The 15552-nt window shown below is 44.6% G+C and carries 10 protein-coding genes, 6 tRNA genes and 2 pseudogenes; 14 read left to right on the plus strand and 4 right to left on the minus strand.

Annotated elements, in window-relative coordinates; genetic code table 11:
- Window positions 1-66 precede the first annotated feature (66 nt).
- From glnS to nagE, 3 genes and pseudogenes are all read right to left on the minus strand, one after another.
- Window positions 67-1734, minus strand: a complete 1668-nt coding sequence (gene glnS / locus VY86_RS01175) for a glutamine--tRNA ligase (protein ID WP_046973636.1) — start codon at window positions 1732-1734, stop codon at window positions 67-69.
- Window positions 1735-1932: 198 nt separating this feature from the next.
- Window positions 1933-2385, minus strand: a pseudogene (locus tag VY86_RS26370) (glucose PTS transporter subunit IIA); the annotation flags it as partial.
- 62 nt (window positions 2386-2447) lie between these two features.
- A pseudogene (gene nagE / locus VY86_RS01180) lies at window positions 2448-3957 on the minus strand (N-acetylglucosamine-specific PTS transporter subunit IIBC); the annotation flags it as partial.
- 351 nt (window positions 3958-4308) lie between these two features.
- On the opposite strand from nagE, the gene nagB reads away from it, so the two are divergent.
- The 9 genes from nagB (at window position 4309) to VY86_RS01225 (ending at window position 8365) form a co-directional block, all read left to right on the plus strand.
- Window positions 4309-5121 carry a glucosamine-6-phosphate deaminase gene (gene nagB / locus VY86_RS01185; RefSeq protein WP_046973638.1) on the plus strand — a complete coding sequence of 271 codons (813 nt, stop codon included), beginning with the start codon at window positions 4309-4311 and terminating at the stop codon, window positions 5119-5121.
- Window positions 5122-5205: 84 nt separating this feature from the next.
- Window positions 5206-6366 (plus strand): N-acetylglucosamine-6-phosphate deacetylase, encoded by a 1161-nt coding sequence (nagA, locus tag VY86_RS01190; RefSeq protein WP_046973639.1) that lies wholly within the window; start codon window positions 5206-5208, stop codon window positions 6364-6366.
- 15 nt (window positions 6367-6381) lie between these two features.
- On the plus strand, window positions 6382-7605 hold the full coding sequence (gene nagC, locus VY86_RS01195) for a DNA-binding transcriptional regulator NagC (RefSeq protein WP_046973640.1): 1224 nt from the start codon (window positions 6382-6384) through the stop codon (window positions 7603-7605).
- Between the two features lie 152 nt (window positions 7606-7757).
- Window positions 7758-7834, plus strand: a tRNA-Met gene (locus tag VY86_RS01200).
- 5 nt (window positions 7835-7839) lie between these two features.
- Window positions 7840-7924 (plus strand) — tRNA-Leu (locus tag VY86_RS01205).
- 29 nt (window positions 7925-7953) lie between these two features.
- Window positions 7954-8028 (plus strand) — tRNA-Gln (locus VY86_RS01210).
- Between the two features lie 45 nt (window positions 8029-8073).
- Window positions 8074-8148 (plus strand) — tRNA-Gln (locus VY86_RS01215).
- Window positions 8149-8207: 59 nt separating this feature from the next.
- Window positions 8208-8284 (plus strand) — tRNA-Met (locus VY86_RS01220).
- Between the two features lie 6 nt (window positions 8285-8290).
- Window positions 8291-8365, plus strand: a tRNA-Gln gene (locus VY86_RS01225).
- Between the two features lie 260 nt (window positions 8366-8625).
- On the opposite strand, the gene ubiF is transcribed toward VY86_RS01225, so the two are convergent.
- Window positions 8626-9807, minus strand: coding sequence for a 3-demethoxyubiquinol 3-hydroxylase (gene ubiF, locus VY86_RS01230; protein WP_082111292.1), 1182 nt, complete (start codon window positions 9805-9807; stop codon window positions 8626-8628).
- A gap of 199 nt (window positions 9808-10006) precedes the next feature.
- Between ubiF and miaB the strand changes: the two genes are divergently transcribed.
- From miaB to lnt, 5 genes are all read left to right on the plus strand, one after another.
- Window positions 10007-11443 carry a tRNA (N6-isopentenyl adenosine(37)-C2)-methylthiotransferase MiaB gene (gene miaB, locus VY86_RS01235; RefSeq protein ID WP_046973642.1) on the plus strand — a complete coding sequence of 479 codons (1437 nt, stop codon included), beginning with the start codon at window positions 10007-10009 and terminating at the stop codon, window positions 11441-11443.
- Window positions 11444-11524: 81 nt separating this feature from the next.
- On the plus strand, window positions 11525-12502 hold the full coding sequence (locus tag VY86_RS01240) for a PhoH family protein (protein WP_193386975.1): 978 nt from the start codon (window positions 11525-11527) through the stop codon (window positions 12500-12502).
- Window positions 12499-12966: an rRNA maturation RNase YbeY gene (gene ybeY, locus VY86_RS01245; protein ID WP_046973643.1), complete on the plus strand. Its 468-nt coding sequence runs from the start codon at window positions 12499-12501 to the stop codon at window positions 12964-12966. The genes VY86_RS01240 and ybeY overlap by 4 nt, the downstream gene beginning before the upstream one ends.
- A gap of 72 nt (window positions 12967-13038) precedes the next feature.
- The gene (gene corC, locus VY86_RS01250) at window positions 13039-13920 is read left to right on the plus strand and encodes a CNNM family magnesium/cobalt transport protein CorC (protein ID WP_021323053.1); all 882 of its coding nucleotides are present in this window, start codon (window positions 13039-13041) and stop codon (window positions 13918-13920) included.
- Between the two features lie 7 nt (window positions 13921-13927).
- A complete protein-coding gene (lnt, locus tag VY86_RS01255; protein WP_046973644.1) occupies window positions 13928-15457 on the plus strand; it encodes an apolipoprotein N-acyltransferase in 1530 nt (509 codons plus the stop codon).
- Window positions 15458-15552 lie beyond the last annotated feature (95 nt).

Consider the following 15552-nt stretch of genomic DNA (forward strand, 5'->3'; position numbering starts at 1 on the left):
ACAAAAAAACTGCACCTCAACTGTTGGCCTCATGTCCAACTCGTTGGGTACAGTTCATCATCTCAATTAATCCTGAGAAATTTTTGTCCAGGTATCACGCAGACCAACAGTACGGTTAAATACCAGGCTTGCTGCACTGGAATAACAACTATCAGCACAGAAATAACCTTCACGCTCAAACTGATACGTTTTTTCTGACTTGGCATTCACTAAACTTGGCTCAACAAAGCCCTGACGGACCACCAGTGATTCTGGGTTAATTGTCGCCAGAAAATCATCCTCTGCACCGGGATTTGGTACGCTGAATAGACGATCATACAGACGGAATTCAGCAGGAACAGCATGGGACGCACTGACCCAATGAATAACACCTTTCACTTTACGACCATCTGCCGGATCTTTATTCAGCGTCTGCTCATCATAGCTACAATAGATTGTCGTGATATTGCCGTCAGCATCTTTTTCAACACGCTCTGCTTTGATGATATAAGCGTTACGCAGACGAACTTCTTTACCCAAAACTAAGCGTTTATATTGACGGTTAGCTTCTTCACGGAAATCTGCCCGGTCAATATAGATCTCACGGTTGAATGGCACTTCACGGCTGCCCATCTCCGGTTTATTCGGATGATTAGGCATATTCAGCATCTGCTCCCCTTCCGGCCTGTTTTCGATCACCAGCCTGACCGGATCGAGAACAGCCATCGCACGAGGGGCATTTTCGTTCAGATCATCACGGATACAGGACTCCAATGCGGCCATTTCCACATTATTGTCCTGCTTAGTCACACCAATCCGATGGCAGAATTCACGAATGGAAGCGGCAGTATAACCACGACGACGCAAACCTGAGATAGTCGGCATCCGTGGATCATCCCAGCCTTCAACAATCTTGTCGGTCACCAATAGGTTCAGCTTACGCTTGGACATAACCGTGTATTCAAGATTCAGACGCGAGAATTCATACTGACGCGGATGACTATCAATGGTGATGTTATCCAGCACCCAGTCGTACAAACGACGATTATCCTGGAATTCCAATGTACACAGCGAATGTGTAATACCTTCCAACGCATCAGAAATACAGTGAGTAAAATCGTACATCGGGTAGATGCACCATTTGTTACCAGACTGATGATGTTCTGCAAATTTAATACGGTACAAAACCGGATCGCGCATCACAATAAAAGGTGACGCCATATCAATTTTAGCTCGCAGGCAAGCTTTACCTTCGCCAAATTCACCAGCACGCATTTTTTCAAACAGTGCCAGGTTGTCACCAATACTACGATCACGATACGGGCTGTTTTTACCTGGCTCTTTCAATGTGCCGCGATATTCACGGATCTCTTCCGGGCACAATTCATCAACATAAGCCAGGCCTTTATTGATCAATTCAATAGCATACTGATACAACGTATCAAAATAATTGGAAGAGTAGCGAATATCACCACTCCACTCAAAACCTAACCATTGAACGTCATTTTTAATAGAATCAACGTACTCAACATCTTCCTTAACCGGATTGGTATCGTCAAAACGTAGATTGCACTGGCCCTGATAGTCCTCTGCAATCCCAAAGTTCAGGCAGATAGATTTTGCATGACCAATATGCAGATAACCATTGGGTTCAGGCGGGAAGCGGGTATGTACGGATGTATGTTTACCAATTGCCAAATCTTCATCAATTATTTGACGAATAAAGTTTGTCGGGCGGGCATCTGCCTCACTCATTGTTTTATACCTCGATAATGCCAAAAGCGCGTCACATAACCGCCTATAATCCAACAAGCAGTGCTGAGAAACAACCGTTTGTTACTGACAAATGGCGATTCAGAGCAAAGTTAAAGCGAAAAACGGGAAAAGTGGCGCTCTTCCCGTTTTTCATTTTATTGAAAACTTTTTATCAACTTTTACGGACTTGTCTGTTGTTTATCTCAGCACATCAAATAATTTTGTCTGTCCTGCTTTTACCTGTCCTTTTGCCAAAATATTAACACCGATATAATCATCAATATTGCTGACGATAACTGGGCTAATCATAGATTTAGCATTAGCATTCAGGTAATCAAGATCCAGATTCAGTATAGGTTGCCCAACTTTCACTATTGCGCCTTCATCCACCAACCGCTTAAAGCCTTTACCGTTAAGAGAAACCGTATCAATACCCAAATGTACAATCGATTCCACACCTTCCTCAGTTTCAATACAGAAAGCATGATTGGTGTCGAAAATCTTCACAATCGTACCAGACACAGGCGCAAGCACAGTATTTGATGTTGGTTTGATAGCAATACCATCACCAACAACTCTACTGGAAAAGGCTTCATCAGGTACGTCTGCCAAATCGATTAACTCACCACTGACCGGAGCAATCAAAGTCAGCAAGATTTTACGTTCGCCTTCAGGCTTCGCTTTCTGTGCTGTCTGATGTTGATAGCTTTCTGTCGCAGCAGCAACCGGACCTTTTGCCAGAACATCACGCATAGCACTGGCAATCAGTTCTGCACGAGTACCAACAATAACCTGCACACTCTGTTTATTCAGGCGGATAATACCGGAAGCACCCAGACGTTTAACCAGATTGTCATTGACCTGATCGACATTTTTTACAGACAGACGCAGACGAGTAATACAAGCATCAATAGCAGTCAGGTTATCTGAACCACCCACTGCGGCAAGATATTGATGAGCTTCATTGTGGATGTTATTCGCTGTTGCTTTACCATTTTTGTCCACATCAACATCATAGCCATCAATTTCACCATCAGCAGCCAATTCACGCCCTGGAGTCATCAGGTTGAATTTTTTGATAGCAAAGCTGAATACCACATAGTACAGGCAAAAGAATACCAGACCTTGCGGGATCAACATGTACCAATGTATCGCCAATGGGTTACGGGAAGAGAGTACCATATCCACCAAACCGGCACTGAAACCAAAACCCGCAATCCACTGCATTGTCGCTGCGATAAACACTGAAATACCGGTCAAGGTCGCGTGCAACACATAAAGCACTGGCGCAACAAACATGAAGGCGAACTCCAGAGGCTCAGTAATACCCGTGAAAAATGCAGCGAATGAACCTGCAATCATAATACCGGCAATCTTGGCCTTATTTTCAGGACGTGCGCAGCGATACATCGCTAATGCCGCACCCGGTAGACCAAACATCATAATAGGGAAGAAACCCGCCTGATAACGGCCGGTAATACCAACAATCGCGCTACCATCTACAATGGATTTCTGACCACCGAGGAAATTAGGAATATCGTTGATACCCGCAACATCAAACCAGAATACAGAGTTCAGGGCATGATGCAGGCCAACAGGAATCAGCAAGCGGTTAAAGAAGGCATAGATACCGGCACCTGTCGCACCGAGATCTTTAATACTTTCACCGAAAGTAACCAATGCATTATAAACCACCGGCCACACATACATCAGGATGAAAGCAACCAGAATCATCAGGAAAGAGATCAAGATGGGCACCAAACGACGACCGCTGAAGAATGACAATGCTTTCGGCAGTTCAACACCACTAAAGCGGTTATACAGTTCAGCAGACACAACACCCACCAAAATACCAACAAATTGGTTATCAATTTTACTAAAGGCTTTTGGCATATCGCTAATCGGAATACCCTGGATCATAGATACCGCTGCCGGAGAACAAAGTGTCGTTACGACTAAAAAACCGACAAAACCTGTCAGTGCTGCCGCACCATCCTTATCTTTAGACATGCCATAAGCCACACCAATAGCAAATAACATTGGCATGTTCTTAATAATGGCTTCACCAGATTTAATCAGCAAAGCTGCCAGTGCATTATCTGCTCCCCAGCCTACCGGATCGATCCAGTAACCTATTCCCATTAGTATTGCAGCAGCAGGCAGTGTGGCTACCGGTACCATTAATGCTCGCCCCACTCTTTGCAAATAACTCAGAATATTCACCTTGCTCCCCCTTATATCCTCAATTACAGAGTCTCTTACTACTTATGACTGCATTATTATCTTATCAAAGTAAGCAATAAGGACATTTATTCTACAATTTCAGTGTAGAAAATTTATTTTTCGTCGCAAATTAATTACTCATTATATGTGATGAATATCACCATAAACACCAAGCATTTGGTCAAAATGCTAGCTAACACACAAATCTTATTTTATCATTTAAAATATTATAACGCGCAGAGTGTCTCTGCCAATGAAAATGATTTAGTATTCAGGTTATAGAAGATTAATTAAGAGAATAATGTATAACTCTATTTTAACTATGATAATTTATTGTTTTAAGAGGTAATTATGAGACTGATCCCCCTAACGAATGCAAGTGATGTCGGTAAATTGTCTGCACACTATATCGTTAGCAAAATCAATGCATTTAACCCAACCGCAGAGTGCCCTTTTGTTTTGGGGCTGCCAACCGGCAGCACGCCACTGGCAACTTACAAAGAATTGATTGCTCTGCACAAAGCAGGAAAAGTCAGTTTTAAACATGTCGTTACATTCAATATGGATGAATATGTCGGTATCCCCGAAAATCATCCACAAAGTTACCATAGCTTTATGCACCATAACTTATTTGATCACATTGATATTAAAAAAGAAAATATCAACCTGCTCAATGGTAATCCTGCTGATATTGATGCAGAATGCCAACGTTATGAAGACAAAATTAAGTCTTATGGTCAGATTCATCTGTTTATGGGTGGTGTGGGTAACGACGGCCATATTGCGTTCAATGAACCAGCATCATCCCTGACTTCCCGCACCCGCATCAAGACGTTGACTGTAGAAACCCGTACTGCCAACTCCCGCTTCTTTGATAATGATATTAATCAGGTGCCTAAATACGCCTTGACCGTAGGTGTAGGTACTTTGATGGATGCGGAAGAAGTTATGATCCTGGCTACCGGTTTGAATAAAGCCTTGGCAATCCAGGCCGCTATTGAAGGCAATATCAACCATATGTGGACCGTAAGCTGCCTGCAAATGCACCCTAAATCCATCATTGTCTGTGACGAACCAGCAACAATGGAATTGAAAGTAAAAACGGTTAAGTACTTCCATCAATTGGAAGCAGACATTATCGACAAATTTGCCAGCAAAAAATAAGAATCCACACAGCCTGGGGCTTATCTCAGACTGATTATCATCATTATTCTTAATCATCATCTCCAGATCCCATAGGAGGCTAAGATGTATGCTTTAACCAACTGCATTATATATACCGGTCATGATAGACTGGATAATCATGCTGTTATCATTGCTGACGGCTTAATTAAACAGGTTTGCCCAACGCAAGAGTTACCCGAACAGATTGAAAAACATGATCTGAATGGTGCCATTCTTTCCCCCGGCTTTATCGACCTGCAAGTTAACGGTTGTGGCGGTGTTCAATTTAATGAACGGTTGGAAGATATTTCAGAAAAAACGCTGGATATCATGCAAAAAGCCAATGAACGCTCAGGCTGCACCAGCTACTTGCCGACTCTGATTACCAGTACAGATGAATTGATGATAGCCTCCGTTGAGGTAATGCGTACCTATCTGAAGCATAATAAGTTTCAGGCTTTGGGCCTGCATCTGGAAGGGCCTTACCTCAATCCGGTAAAAAAAGGCACTCACAATCCAGAAATTATCCGTAAACCTACACCTGAAATGATAAATCTCCTGTGCGATAACGCTGATGTCATTACCAAGCTGACTCTCGCACCAGAAATGGTAGAACAGAAATACATTCACCAGTTGATTGAATCAGGGATTGTGGTTTCTGCCGGTCACTCAAATGCCAGTTATGAGGAAGCCCGACAGGGATTTCGGAATGGCATAACCCTCTCAACCCATCTCTATAATGCGATGCCATATATTTCTGGTCGCCAGCCTGGTCTGATTAGCGCTATCTTTGATACACCAGAAGTTTACGCGGGCATTATTCCCGACGGTTTGCATGTTTCATGGCCAAACATTCGCAATGCAAAGCGTCTGAAAAAAGATAAGTTGATTCTGGTAACAGATGCCATACTTCCCGCCGGGATGGATACTTCTATCAATAAAATGACGCATTTCACCTTTGCCGGTAAAACCATATACTATCGAGATGGATTGTGTGTCGATGAAAACGGCACGTTAAGTGGCTCTTCTATCACTATGATAGACGCCGTTAAAAATAGCGTTGAACACGTTGGTATTGCTCTGGATGAAACACTGAGGATGGCGGCACTCTACCCAGCCCGTGCGATTGGTGTTGATCAATATCTCGGCACTATTGAAGCCGGTAAAATTGCTAACCTCACCGTTCTCAGTCACGACTTTAAAATCTGCAAGACCATTGTTAACGGAAAAGAAACTGACCTTTGAGGGACGAAATAACCGATGAGTTACAGCAGCACACAAAAGCAAATTGGTAATATTGACCTTGTAAAGCAACTTAACGGCGCTGTGGTATACCGGTTAATTGATCAACAAGGGCCGATATCCCGGATTCAAATTGCAGAGCAAAGTCAACTTGCACCCGCCAGCGTGACTAAAATTACTCGTCAGTTACTTGAACGCGGCTTGATTAAAGAAGTCGATCAACAAGCCTCTACCGGAGGCCGCCGCGCAATTTCAATTGTTACAGAAAATCGTAATTTCCATACTATCGGTGTCCGCCTTGGCCGCCATGATGCCACTCTCGCGCTTTATGACATGAGTGGCAAAGCATTGGTTGAAGAACATTATCCACTGCCTGAAACCACCCAGCAAAAAGTCGAAAGCTTGCTTGTCAGCGCAATAGAAAACTTCATTCAACAAAATCAGCGCAGGATCCGTGAATTAATCGCCATTTCAGTTATCCTGCCCGGCTTAGTTGATCCAAATAGCGGCATCGTCCGTTATATGCCTCACATTAAAGTGGCTAACTGGACTCTGGTCAATAACCTGAAAAAACATTTCAACATGACCTGTTTCGTTGGTCATGATATCCGCAGTTTAGCACTGGCTGAACGCTATTTTGGCGCCACCCGTGATTGTGAAGACTCGATATTGGTACGTATCCATCGGGGTGTCGGTGCCGGGGTGATTATAAACAGCCAGATATTCCTCAATAATAGAGGGAATTTAGGTGAAATTGGTCATATTCAAATTGATCCCCTCGGTGAACGTTGTCATTGCGGCAATTTTGGCTGTCTGGAAACTATCGCCTCTAACTCAGCAATTGAAGCGCGGGTTCAACATCAATTAAAGCAAGGTTTTCCAAGCCAGCTAACATTGAATAACTGCAATATCAGAGCCATCTGCCAGGCCGCGAATCAAAATGACCCATTAGCATCTGAAGTGATAAAAAATGTCGGCCATTATCTTGGTAAGGCCATTTCCATCGCCATTAATTTATTTAACCCACAGAAAGTTGTTCTGGCGGGGGAAATTACTGAAGCACAAAACGTGCTCTTACCCGCGATTCAAAGTTGTATCAATACTCAGGTTTTAAAAGAATTTCGCGAAGATCTGCCAATCGTTGTGTCTGAATTAGTTCACTGTTCCGCTATTGGCGCCTTTGCTCTGACTAAACGTGCTATGCTTAATGGTGTACTGTTACAACGCTTACTTGAAGGGTAATATTCATTTTTTGTTGGTTTTCTCATCAAAATGATTATAAGCCAAACAAACAAGCGACCTTAAGCAAATTTCAAGAAAAAAGCAGTTGACGCATTTAGCTGATATACGCATAATGCGCCCCGCAACGCCGATGAAGGTAATGCAAAAAAGATGGCTACGTAGCTCAGCTGGTTAGAGCACAGCACTCATAATGCTGGGGTCACAGGTTCGATTCCCGTCGTAGCCACCATCTTTGCGGGAGTGGCGAAATTGGTAGACGCACCAGATTTAGGTTCTGGCGCCGCAAGGTGTGCGAGTTCAAGTCTCGCCTCCCGCACCATTTCTTTCATTAAGTTGTCATCATGAAGATGGGGTATCGCCAAGCGGTAAGGCACCAGGTTTTGATCCTGGCATACCCAGGTTCGAATCCTGGTACCCCAGCCATCATTTTGATAACACAACGCGCGTTGTGCAGTGACTGCTTTCAGTTGGGGTATCGCCAAGCGGTAAGGCACCAGGTTTTGATCCTGGCATACCCAGGTTCGAATCCTGGTACCCCAGCCATTAGCTGAATGTCGTCCACTGTTATTTTGCGATAAAATTTCTTGCGTCGTAAATAAAACGGCTACGTAGCTCAGCTGGTTAGAGCACAGCACTCATAATGCTGGGGTCACAGGTTCGATTCCCGTCGTAGCCACCATTTTCTTGGGGTATCGCCAAGCGGTAAGGCACCGGATTCTGATTCCGGCACTCCCAGGTTCAAATCCTGGTACCCCAGCCAATTAAATCAATGTGTTGCAACAAGCGACATGTTGGCAAAGAATATAAAAAGAATATACAGTAAGAATATTCTTTTCAGTGAAGCGCCACCTTTCGGGATGGCGTTTTTGCTTTTATGCCTATAGTTCCCCATCCGGCTTACCCAATTTTCTTTAATCGCTGTTTATTGCACATCCCATCTTTAAGAAGAGTAGTTTTAGTCCAAGGATGGCTTTATCCACTACGTGCTTAAGATTTAATCTGCTAATACCAATCTATACGTTACAATCCCAACGCATATTTAAGCGCCGCTTTTTTCATTACTCCAGCTCGTTGAACTGCCATCAATGCCAGATTACGGGCAACTTTCAGCCCCGGTAACTCATTACTGAACACGGTATAAAACAGATCCATTCCAGCTTGCATCATCAGGTTATCCGGCATTCTGTGACGCTGATAACGCATAAGCACTTCCAGTGAATCCCATTTTTCTGTTAATTCTCTGGCCTTCACCAAAACATTAAGCAATGTATCCACATCCCGATAACCAAGATTTACTCCTTGCCCTGCCAATGGATTAATGGTATGAGCCGCATCGCCCAGCAATACTAATCCTTCACGCACATAACTGTTAGCGTGATGGCGAGCCAAAGGAAATGAGCCGGCGGCAACAGGAGTCACTTTACCTAACCGCACAGGAAAGGCCTGAAAAATCTCCTGTTCAAGTTGGGCCATTGGCATTGCCTGTAACTGCCGTATACGTGCCGGTTTGTCATACCACACCAGCGAAGCCCATTGGTCAAATAGCGGAAGAAATGCTCTTGGGCCAGATGGGAAAAACTGCTGCCAGGTAATATCTTGCTGTGGCTGTTCCGTTTTTACTGTAATCAACATACAAGCCTGTCTGTATTGCCAGCCACGGCTACCAATCCCTGCCATTTGCCGAACTTGAGAACGGGCACCATCAGCCCCGGCAATCAAACGGGTATTAATTTCAATTCCATTATCCAAAGTGACCAACCAGCCCGCTTTCTGCCGCTGCATTGATTGCATTACCGCAGGGCACAGCAAAGTCAAATTGGGATATTTTTCAAACTGCCGCCACAGCGCCAGCTGCAAAATACGGTTTTCAACCATATAGCCCAGCTCAGGCAGACCCAGATTTTGTGCATCAAACACCAAATTAGAATCATTTTGCTCCCAAGTCTCCAATTTGCGATACGGCGCACTGCGCATCTGTAATACCATATCCCATGCACCAAGTTGTTTGAGCAAATCTACAGAAGCACAACTGATTGCCGATACGCGCACATCAGGATAACTCTGTGCATCATAAGATTGTGGTGGCTGATGATCCAACAAAGCGACTGTCCAGCCTTCTTGCGCCAGTCCCAATGCTGTCGCAGCACCGATCATGCCAGCACCAACCACCACTACATCAAAAATCTGTTGCGAATTATTCATATCAGTCATGCTATTAACTCATTGATTGGCACAGTGTACCGGATTTTTAATCCTTCGGTAGAGAATATCCTGTTTAACAGTCTGGTCACTGCTCCCTCAAATGACTACAATATCCGGCAACTTTATGCCTAATACACAACTGCTTTTGCAGTGCAATAATCTCCCTTAAGCACTGTAGAAAGCCCGGATGCACAAGAAAATGTCGACGATAAAAAAACTGTATATTAAAACTTGGGGCTGTCAGATGAATGAATATGATTCATCTAAAATGGCCGACCTGCTCGAAAGTACTCACGGTTATCAGTTAACCGATGTCGCCGAAGAAGCAGACATTTTACTATTGAATACCTGTTCAATCCGTGAAAAAGCACAAGAAAAAGTTTTCCATCAGTTAGGCCGCTGGAAAAATTTAAAAGACACCAACCCAGATATCATTATTGGCGTCGGTGGCTGCGTCGCTTCTCAGGAAGGGGATTTCATCCGTCAGCGCGCCCAGTGTGTAGATATTATTTTTGGGCCACAAACACTGCACCGTTTACCTGAAATGATCAACCAAGTGAAAGGCACCCGCAGCCCGGTTGTTGATATCAGCTTCCCGGAAATTGAGAAATTTGACCGTCTGCCTGAGCCACGTGCTGAAGGCCCATCTGCATTCGTTTCCATTATGGAAGGTTGCAACAAATACTGTACTTTCTGTGTCGTACCTTATACCCGCGGTGAAGAAGTCAGCCGACCGAGTGATGATGTTTTGTTTGAAATCGCCCAGCTTGCCGCACAGGGTGTACGTGAAGTTAATCTTCTCGGTCAGAACGTGAATGCTTATCGTGGTGCAACTTATGATGGTGATATCTGCTCTTTCGCTGAATTAATCCGTCTGGTCGCCGCTATAGATGGCATTGATCGTATTCGTTTTACCACCAGCCACCCTATTGAATTCACAGACGATATTATCGCTGTTTATGAAGATACACCGGAGTTGGTTAGCTTCCTGCATTTGCCGGTACAGAGTGGTTCTGATCGCATTCTGACTCTGATGAAACGTGCGCACACTGCCCTTGAATATAAAAGTATTATCCGCAAACTGCGTAAAGCACGCCCAGAGATCCTAATAAGCTCTGATTTTATCATCGGCTTCCCAGGTGAAACCCAGGATGACTTTGAGAAAACAATGAAATTGATCGCTGATGTCAATTTCGATATGAGCTACAGCTTCATCTATTCCGCCCGTCCCGGAACACCAGCAGCGGATCTGCCTGATGATGTCAGCGAAGAAGAGAAAAAACAGCGTCTTTATCTACTGCAACAGCGCATCAATCAACAAGCTATGAGCTATAGCCGTGCTATGTTAGGTAGTGTGCAACGTATTCTGGTAGAAGGAACTTCCCGTAAAAATGTGATGGAACTTTCCGGCCGTACTGAAAACAATCGGGTCGTCAACTTTGAAGGCCAACCGGATATGATTGGCAAATTCGTTGATGTTGAAATTGTTGATGTCTACGCCAACTCACTACGCGGTAAAGTTATCCGTACCGAAGATCAGATGGATCTTCGCATACACGAATCACCTGAATCCGTCATAGCCCGTACCCGCAAAGAAGATGAAATCGGGGTCGGCACTTATCAGCCTGAAATATAGAGATAATCAGTGATTCAACAAACTCATTCACAAATCGCAACCCAGGAAATTTTCCTTGAACCGGCCGACAATCAGCGCCTGATGAGCCTGTGTGGCCCGTTTGATGACAATTTGAAGCAGCTTGAGCGCCGGCTGGGCATTGAAATCAGCCGTCGTGACAACCGTTTTAAATTGATGGGCAAACCGTTAAGCGTTAGTGCCACCACCAATATCCTACGCCATCTATATGTGCAAACGGCCCCTGTCCGTGGTGTTATCCCTGATATCAAACCAGAGCAAATTCACCTAGCGATTACAGAGAGCCGGGTTCTGGAGCAAACTGCCGAAAACATACCTGAGTACGGCAAAGCCGTTAATATTCGAACCAAACGTGGCATGGTGAAACCACGCACGCCCAATCAGGCACAGTATATTGCCAATATTCTTAGCCATGATATTACGTTCGGAGTTGGTCCTGCCGGCACAGGAAAAACTTATTTGGCTGTTGCCGCTGCGGTTGATGCCCTGGAACGTCAGGAAATTCGCCGTATCCTGCTAACCCGCCCAGCAGTAGAAGCGGGCGAAAAACTGGGTTTCCTGCCTGGCGACCTGAGCCAGAAAGTTGATCCATATTTGCGCCCGCTCTACGACGCCTTGTTTGAAATGCTGGGTTTTGAAAAAGTTGAGAAGCTGATCGAACGAAACGTTATTGAAGTTGCCCCATTAGCTTATATGCGTGGACGAACTTTGAATGACGCGTTTATTATTCTGGATGAGAGCCAGAATACAACCATCGAGCAGATGAAGATGTTCCTGACTCGTATCGGCTTCAACTCCAAAGCGGTTGTCACTGGTGACGTTACACAGATTGACCTGCCTCGTGGACAGAAATCCGGCCTGCGCCACGCGATTGAGGTTCTGTCAGGGGTCAGTGAATTGAGTTTTAACTTTTTCCACAGTGATGATGTTGTCCGTCACCCGGTTGTTGCCAAAGTGGTCATCGCTTATGAAGAGTGGGAAGCCACGGAGCAAAAACGTAAGCAGACACTCAGTGAACAACGCAAACAGGAAGCACAATGAGTTCAGTAATACTTGATTTACAAATTGCCAGTGAGAACTCACAAAATCTTCCTGAAGAAACCCTGTTCCAGCGCTGGCTGGATGGGGTTTTACCGCAATTTCAATCTGAAAGTGAAGTAACAATCCGCATTGTTGATGAGACAGAGAGCCACGACTTAAATCTGGCGTATCGCGGTAAAGATAAGCCAACAAATGTGCTATCTTTTCCATTTGAAGCACCACCAGAGGTTAATTTACCCCTGCTTGGCGATCTAATTATCTGTCGTCAGGTAGTTGAAAAAGAAGCGGAGGAGCAACAAAAAACAGTAGAAGAACATTGGGCACATATGGTTGTGCACGGCTGCCTGCATCTGCTGGGCTATGACCATATCGAAGATGATGAAGCAGAAGAAATGGAGTCTTTAGAGACAGAAATTATGCAAAAGCTGGGTTATGCTGATCCCTATCTTGCAGAAAAAGAGTAACCACTCTCACCATTTTTATGCTAGAAAATACCAACAACAACTTATTTAATGGGAAATTTTCATTAAAACGCCATGAGCGACGACCATCCTTCAAGTAACGATAACCCTGGCCCTAAGAAAGGGTTCTTTACTCTTCTTCTTAACCAGCTCTTTCACGGTGAGCCAAAAAGCCGTGATGAACTGGTGGAACTGATCCGGGACTCTGAACAAAACGATCTGATTGATCCTGATACCCGCGATATGCTCGAAGGGGTCATGGATATTTCCGATCAACGTGTCCGCGATATCATGATCCCCCGTTCCCAAATCGTTACCTTAAAACGTAATCAAACCCTGGACGAATGTCTGGATGTGATTATCGATTCGGCTCATTCACGTTTCCCTGTGATCAGCGAAGACAAAGATCACATTGAAGGGATTTTAATGGCAAAAGACTTGTTGCCATTTATGCGCACCGATGCCCCACCATTCAGCATAGATAAAGTTCTGCGTCAGGCTGTCGTTGTACCTGAAAGTAAACGGGTTGACCGCATGCTGAAAGAGTTCCGTTCTCTACGTTATCATATGGCAATCGTCATTGATGAATTTGGTGGTGTATCGGGTCTGGTCACTATCGAAGATATTCTTGAACTGATCGTCGGTGAAATTGAAGACGAATACGATGAAGAAGAAGATGTCGATATTCGGGCCCTGAGCCGTCATACCTATACGGTGCGAGCGCTAACTCAGATTGAAGACTTTAATGAAGCCTTTGGTACCCAATTCAGCGATGAGGAGGTGGATACTATTGGTGGTCTGGTTATGCAGGCATTCGGTCACTTACCCGCCAGAGGGGAATCTGTTGATATCAACGGTTATCTCTTTAAAGTTGCTATGTCCGATAGCCGGAGAATCATTCAGGTTCATGTTACGATACCGGACGATGCGCCAATGCCTAACCTCGAAGAAGAATAGGATCGGGATGAACAAAGTCTCATCATTAAATTGCCAGCGGCTTCGTGCTTTGCTGGCACTATCTTTCGGAGCCAGTGGAACACTGGCTTTTTCACCTTTTGGCTTCTGGCCTGCCGCCATTATCTCCTTATTTGGACTACAATTTCTAATTTTAAACAGAACAGTCCGGCAAGCAGCATTTATTGCTTTTTTCTGGGGGCTTGGCCTGTTCGGCACGGGTATAAACTGGGTGTATGTCAGCATTGCCAATTTTGGTGGCATGCCAACCGCTGTTAATATTCTGCTGGTCATATTACTTGCTGCCTATCTCTCACTCTATCCTGCTTTATTTGCTGGCTTACTCAACCGTTTTTTCGCAAAAACGAACGGGTTGAGACTCGCAGTAGCCGCACCTGCATTATGGCAACTCACCGAATTCCTACGTGGTTGGGTTCTGACCGGTTTTCCCTGGCTACAATTCGGCTATAGCCAGTTAGATGGCCCAATGAAAGCCATTGCACCTATCTTAGGTGTTGAAGCCATCACTTTCCTGTTAATGGCTATCAGCGGATTATTCGTTCTGGCTGTCACGCACCGAAAAATTGTCGCTGGTATTATCGCTATCGCCATTTTGCTATTACCGTGGTCAATGCGCCATTATCAGTGGTACAACCTGTTGCCTGAAAAAACCGTTGATATGGCATTGGTTCAGGGAAATATCCCACAATCCCTGAAATGGGACCCAAAAATGCTCAGTGAAACCCTGGACGTCTATATGGGTAATAGCCTGCCATACATCGGTAAAATACCGATAATCATCTGGCCGGAATCTGCAATTCCTTCACTGGAAAGTTACCAACGTAATTTTCTGGCAAAATTGGATATGCTATTACGTAATCAGCATACCAGCCTTATTACCGGTATTGTTGATGAAAGAGCGGTTGATAGTAGCTATAAAACCTATAACAGTTTGATTGTTCTGGGTGATAAAATACCTTATCAATATCCTGCGGCCATTCGCTACGATAAATATCATCTGGTACCATTCGGCGAGTTTGTTCCGCTGGAATCTCTGCTCCGGCCTCTGGCGCCATTCTTTAATTTGCCAATGTCTTCATTCAGCCGTGGTAACTACACTCAGCCACAGCTTTCTGTTGCCGGATATAATCTGACCGCCGCCATTTGTTATGAAATTATACTTGGTGAGCAAGTTCGTGCTAATTTCAAACCGGATACTGAATTCTTACTGACTGTTTCCAATGATGCCTGGTTTGGTCGCTCAATCGGCCCCTGGCAGCATTTCCAGATGGCACGTATGCGTTCCCTCGAATTAGGGCGCCCATTGTTGCGTGGTACAAATAATGGCATTACAGCCGTTATCGGCCCGGATGGGAAAGTGCAGGCAGTACTCCCACAATTTACCCGTAATGTTTTAGAAGCTAAGGTGACACCCGCAACCGGGATGACTCCGTATGCACGCTGGGGTAACTGGCCTGTGTGGGGAATCACGGTATTGTTTACCCTATTTGCACTGCTCTATAACCGTCGGCAATCCTGACCACAATATCCATACAAACAAAAGGGAGCGAAATGGCTCCCTATATCCTGCAGAAACAAATTAACTTTCAATCCATTTTTTCATTCAATCGATAG

It is taken from the genome of Photorhabdus thracensis (assembly GCF_001010285.1).
Taxonomy (GTDB): domain Bacteria; phylum Pseudomonadota; class Gammaproteobacteria; order Enterobacterales; family Enterobacteriaceae; genus Photorhabdus; species Photorhabdus temperata.

What these genes read in the sequence shown, in the direction of transcription:
- glnS (WP_046973636.1), bottom strand. Translation starts at nt 1,734, where the DNA reads ATGAGTGAGGCAGATGCCCGCCCGACAAACTTTATTCGTCAAATAATT.
- nagB (WP_046973638.1), top strand. Translation starts at nt 4,309, where the DNA reads ATGAGACTGATCCCCCTAACGAATGCAAGTGATGTCGGTAAATTGTCT.
- nagA (WP_046973639.1), top strand. Translation starts at nt 5,206, where the DNA reads ATGTATGCTTTAACCAACTGCATTATATATACCGGTCATGATAGACTG.
- nagC (WP_046973640.1), top strand. Translation starts at nt 6,382, where the DNA reads ATGAGTTACAGCAGCACACAAAAGCAAATTGGTAATATTGACCTTGTA.
- ubiF (WP_082111292.1), bottom strand. Translation starts at nt 9,807, where the DNA reads ATGAATAATTCGCAACAGATTTTTGATGTAGTGGTGGTTGGTGCTGGC.
- miaB (WP_046973642.1), top strand. Translation starts at nt 10,007, where the DNA reads ATGTCGACGATAAAAAAACTGTATATTAAAACTTGGGGCTGTCAGATG.
- VY86_RS01240 (WP_193386975.1), top strand. Translation starts at nt 11,525, where the DNA reads ATGAGCCTGTGTGGCCCGTTTGATGACAATTTGAAGCAGCTTGAGCGC.
- ybeY (WP_046973643.1), top strand. Translation starts at nt 12,499, where the DNA reads ATGAGTTCAGTAATACTTGATTTACAAATTGCCAGTGAGAACTCACAA.
- corC (WP_021323053.1), top strand. Translation starts at nt 13,039, where the DNA reads ATGAGCGACGACCATCCTTCAAGTAACGATAACCCTGGCCCTAAGAAA.
- lnt (WP_046973644.1), top strand. Translation starts at nt 13,928, where the DNA reads ATGAACAAAGTCTCATCATTAAATTGCCAGCGGCTTCGTGCTTTGCTG.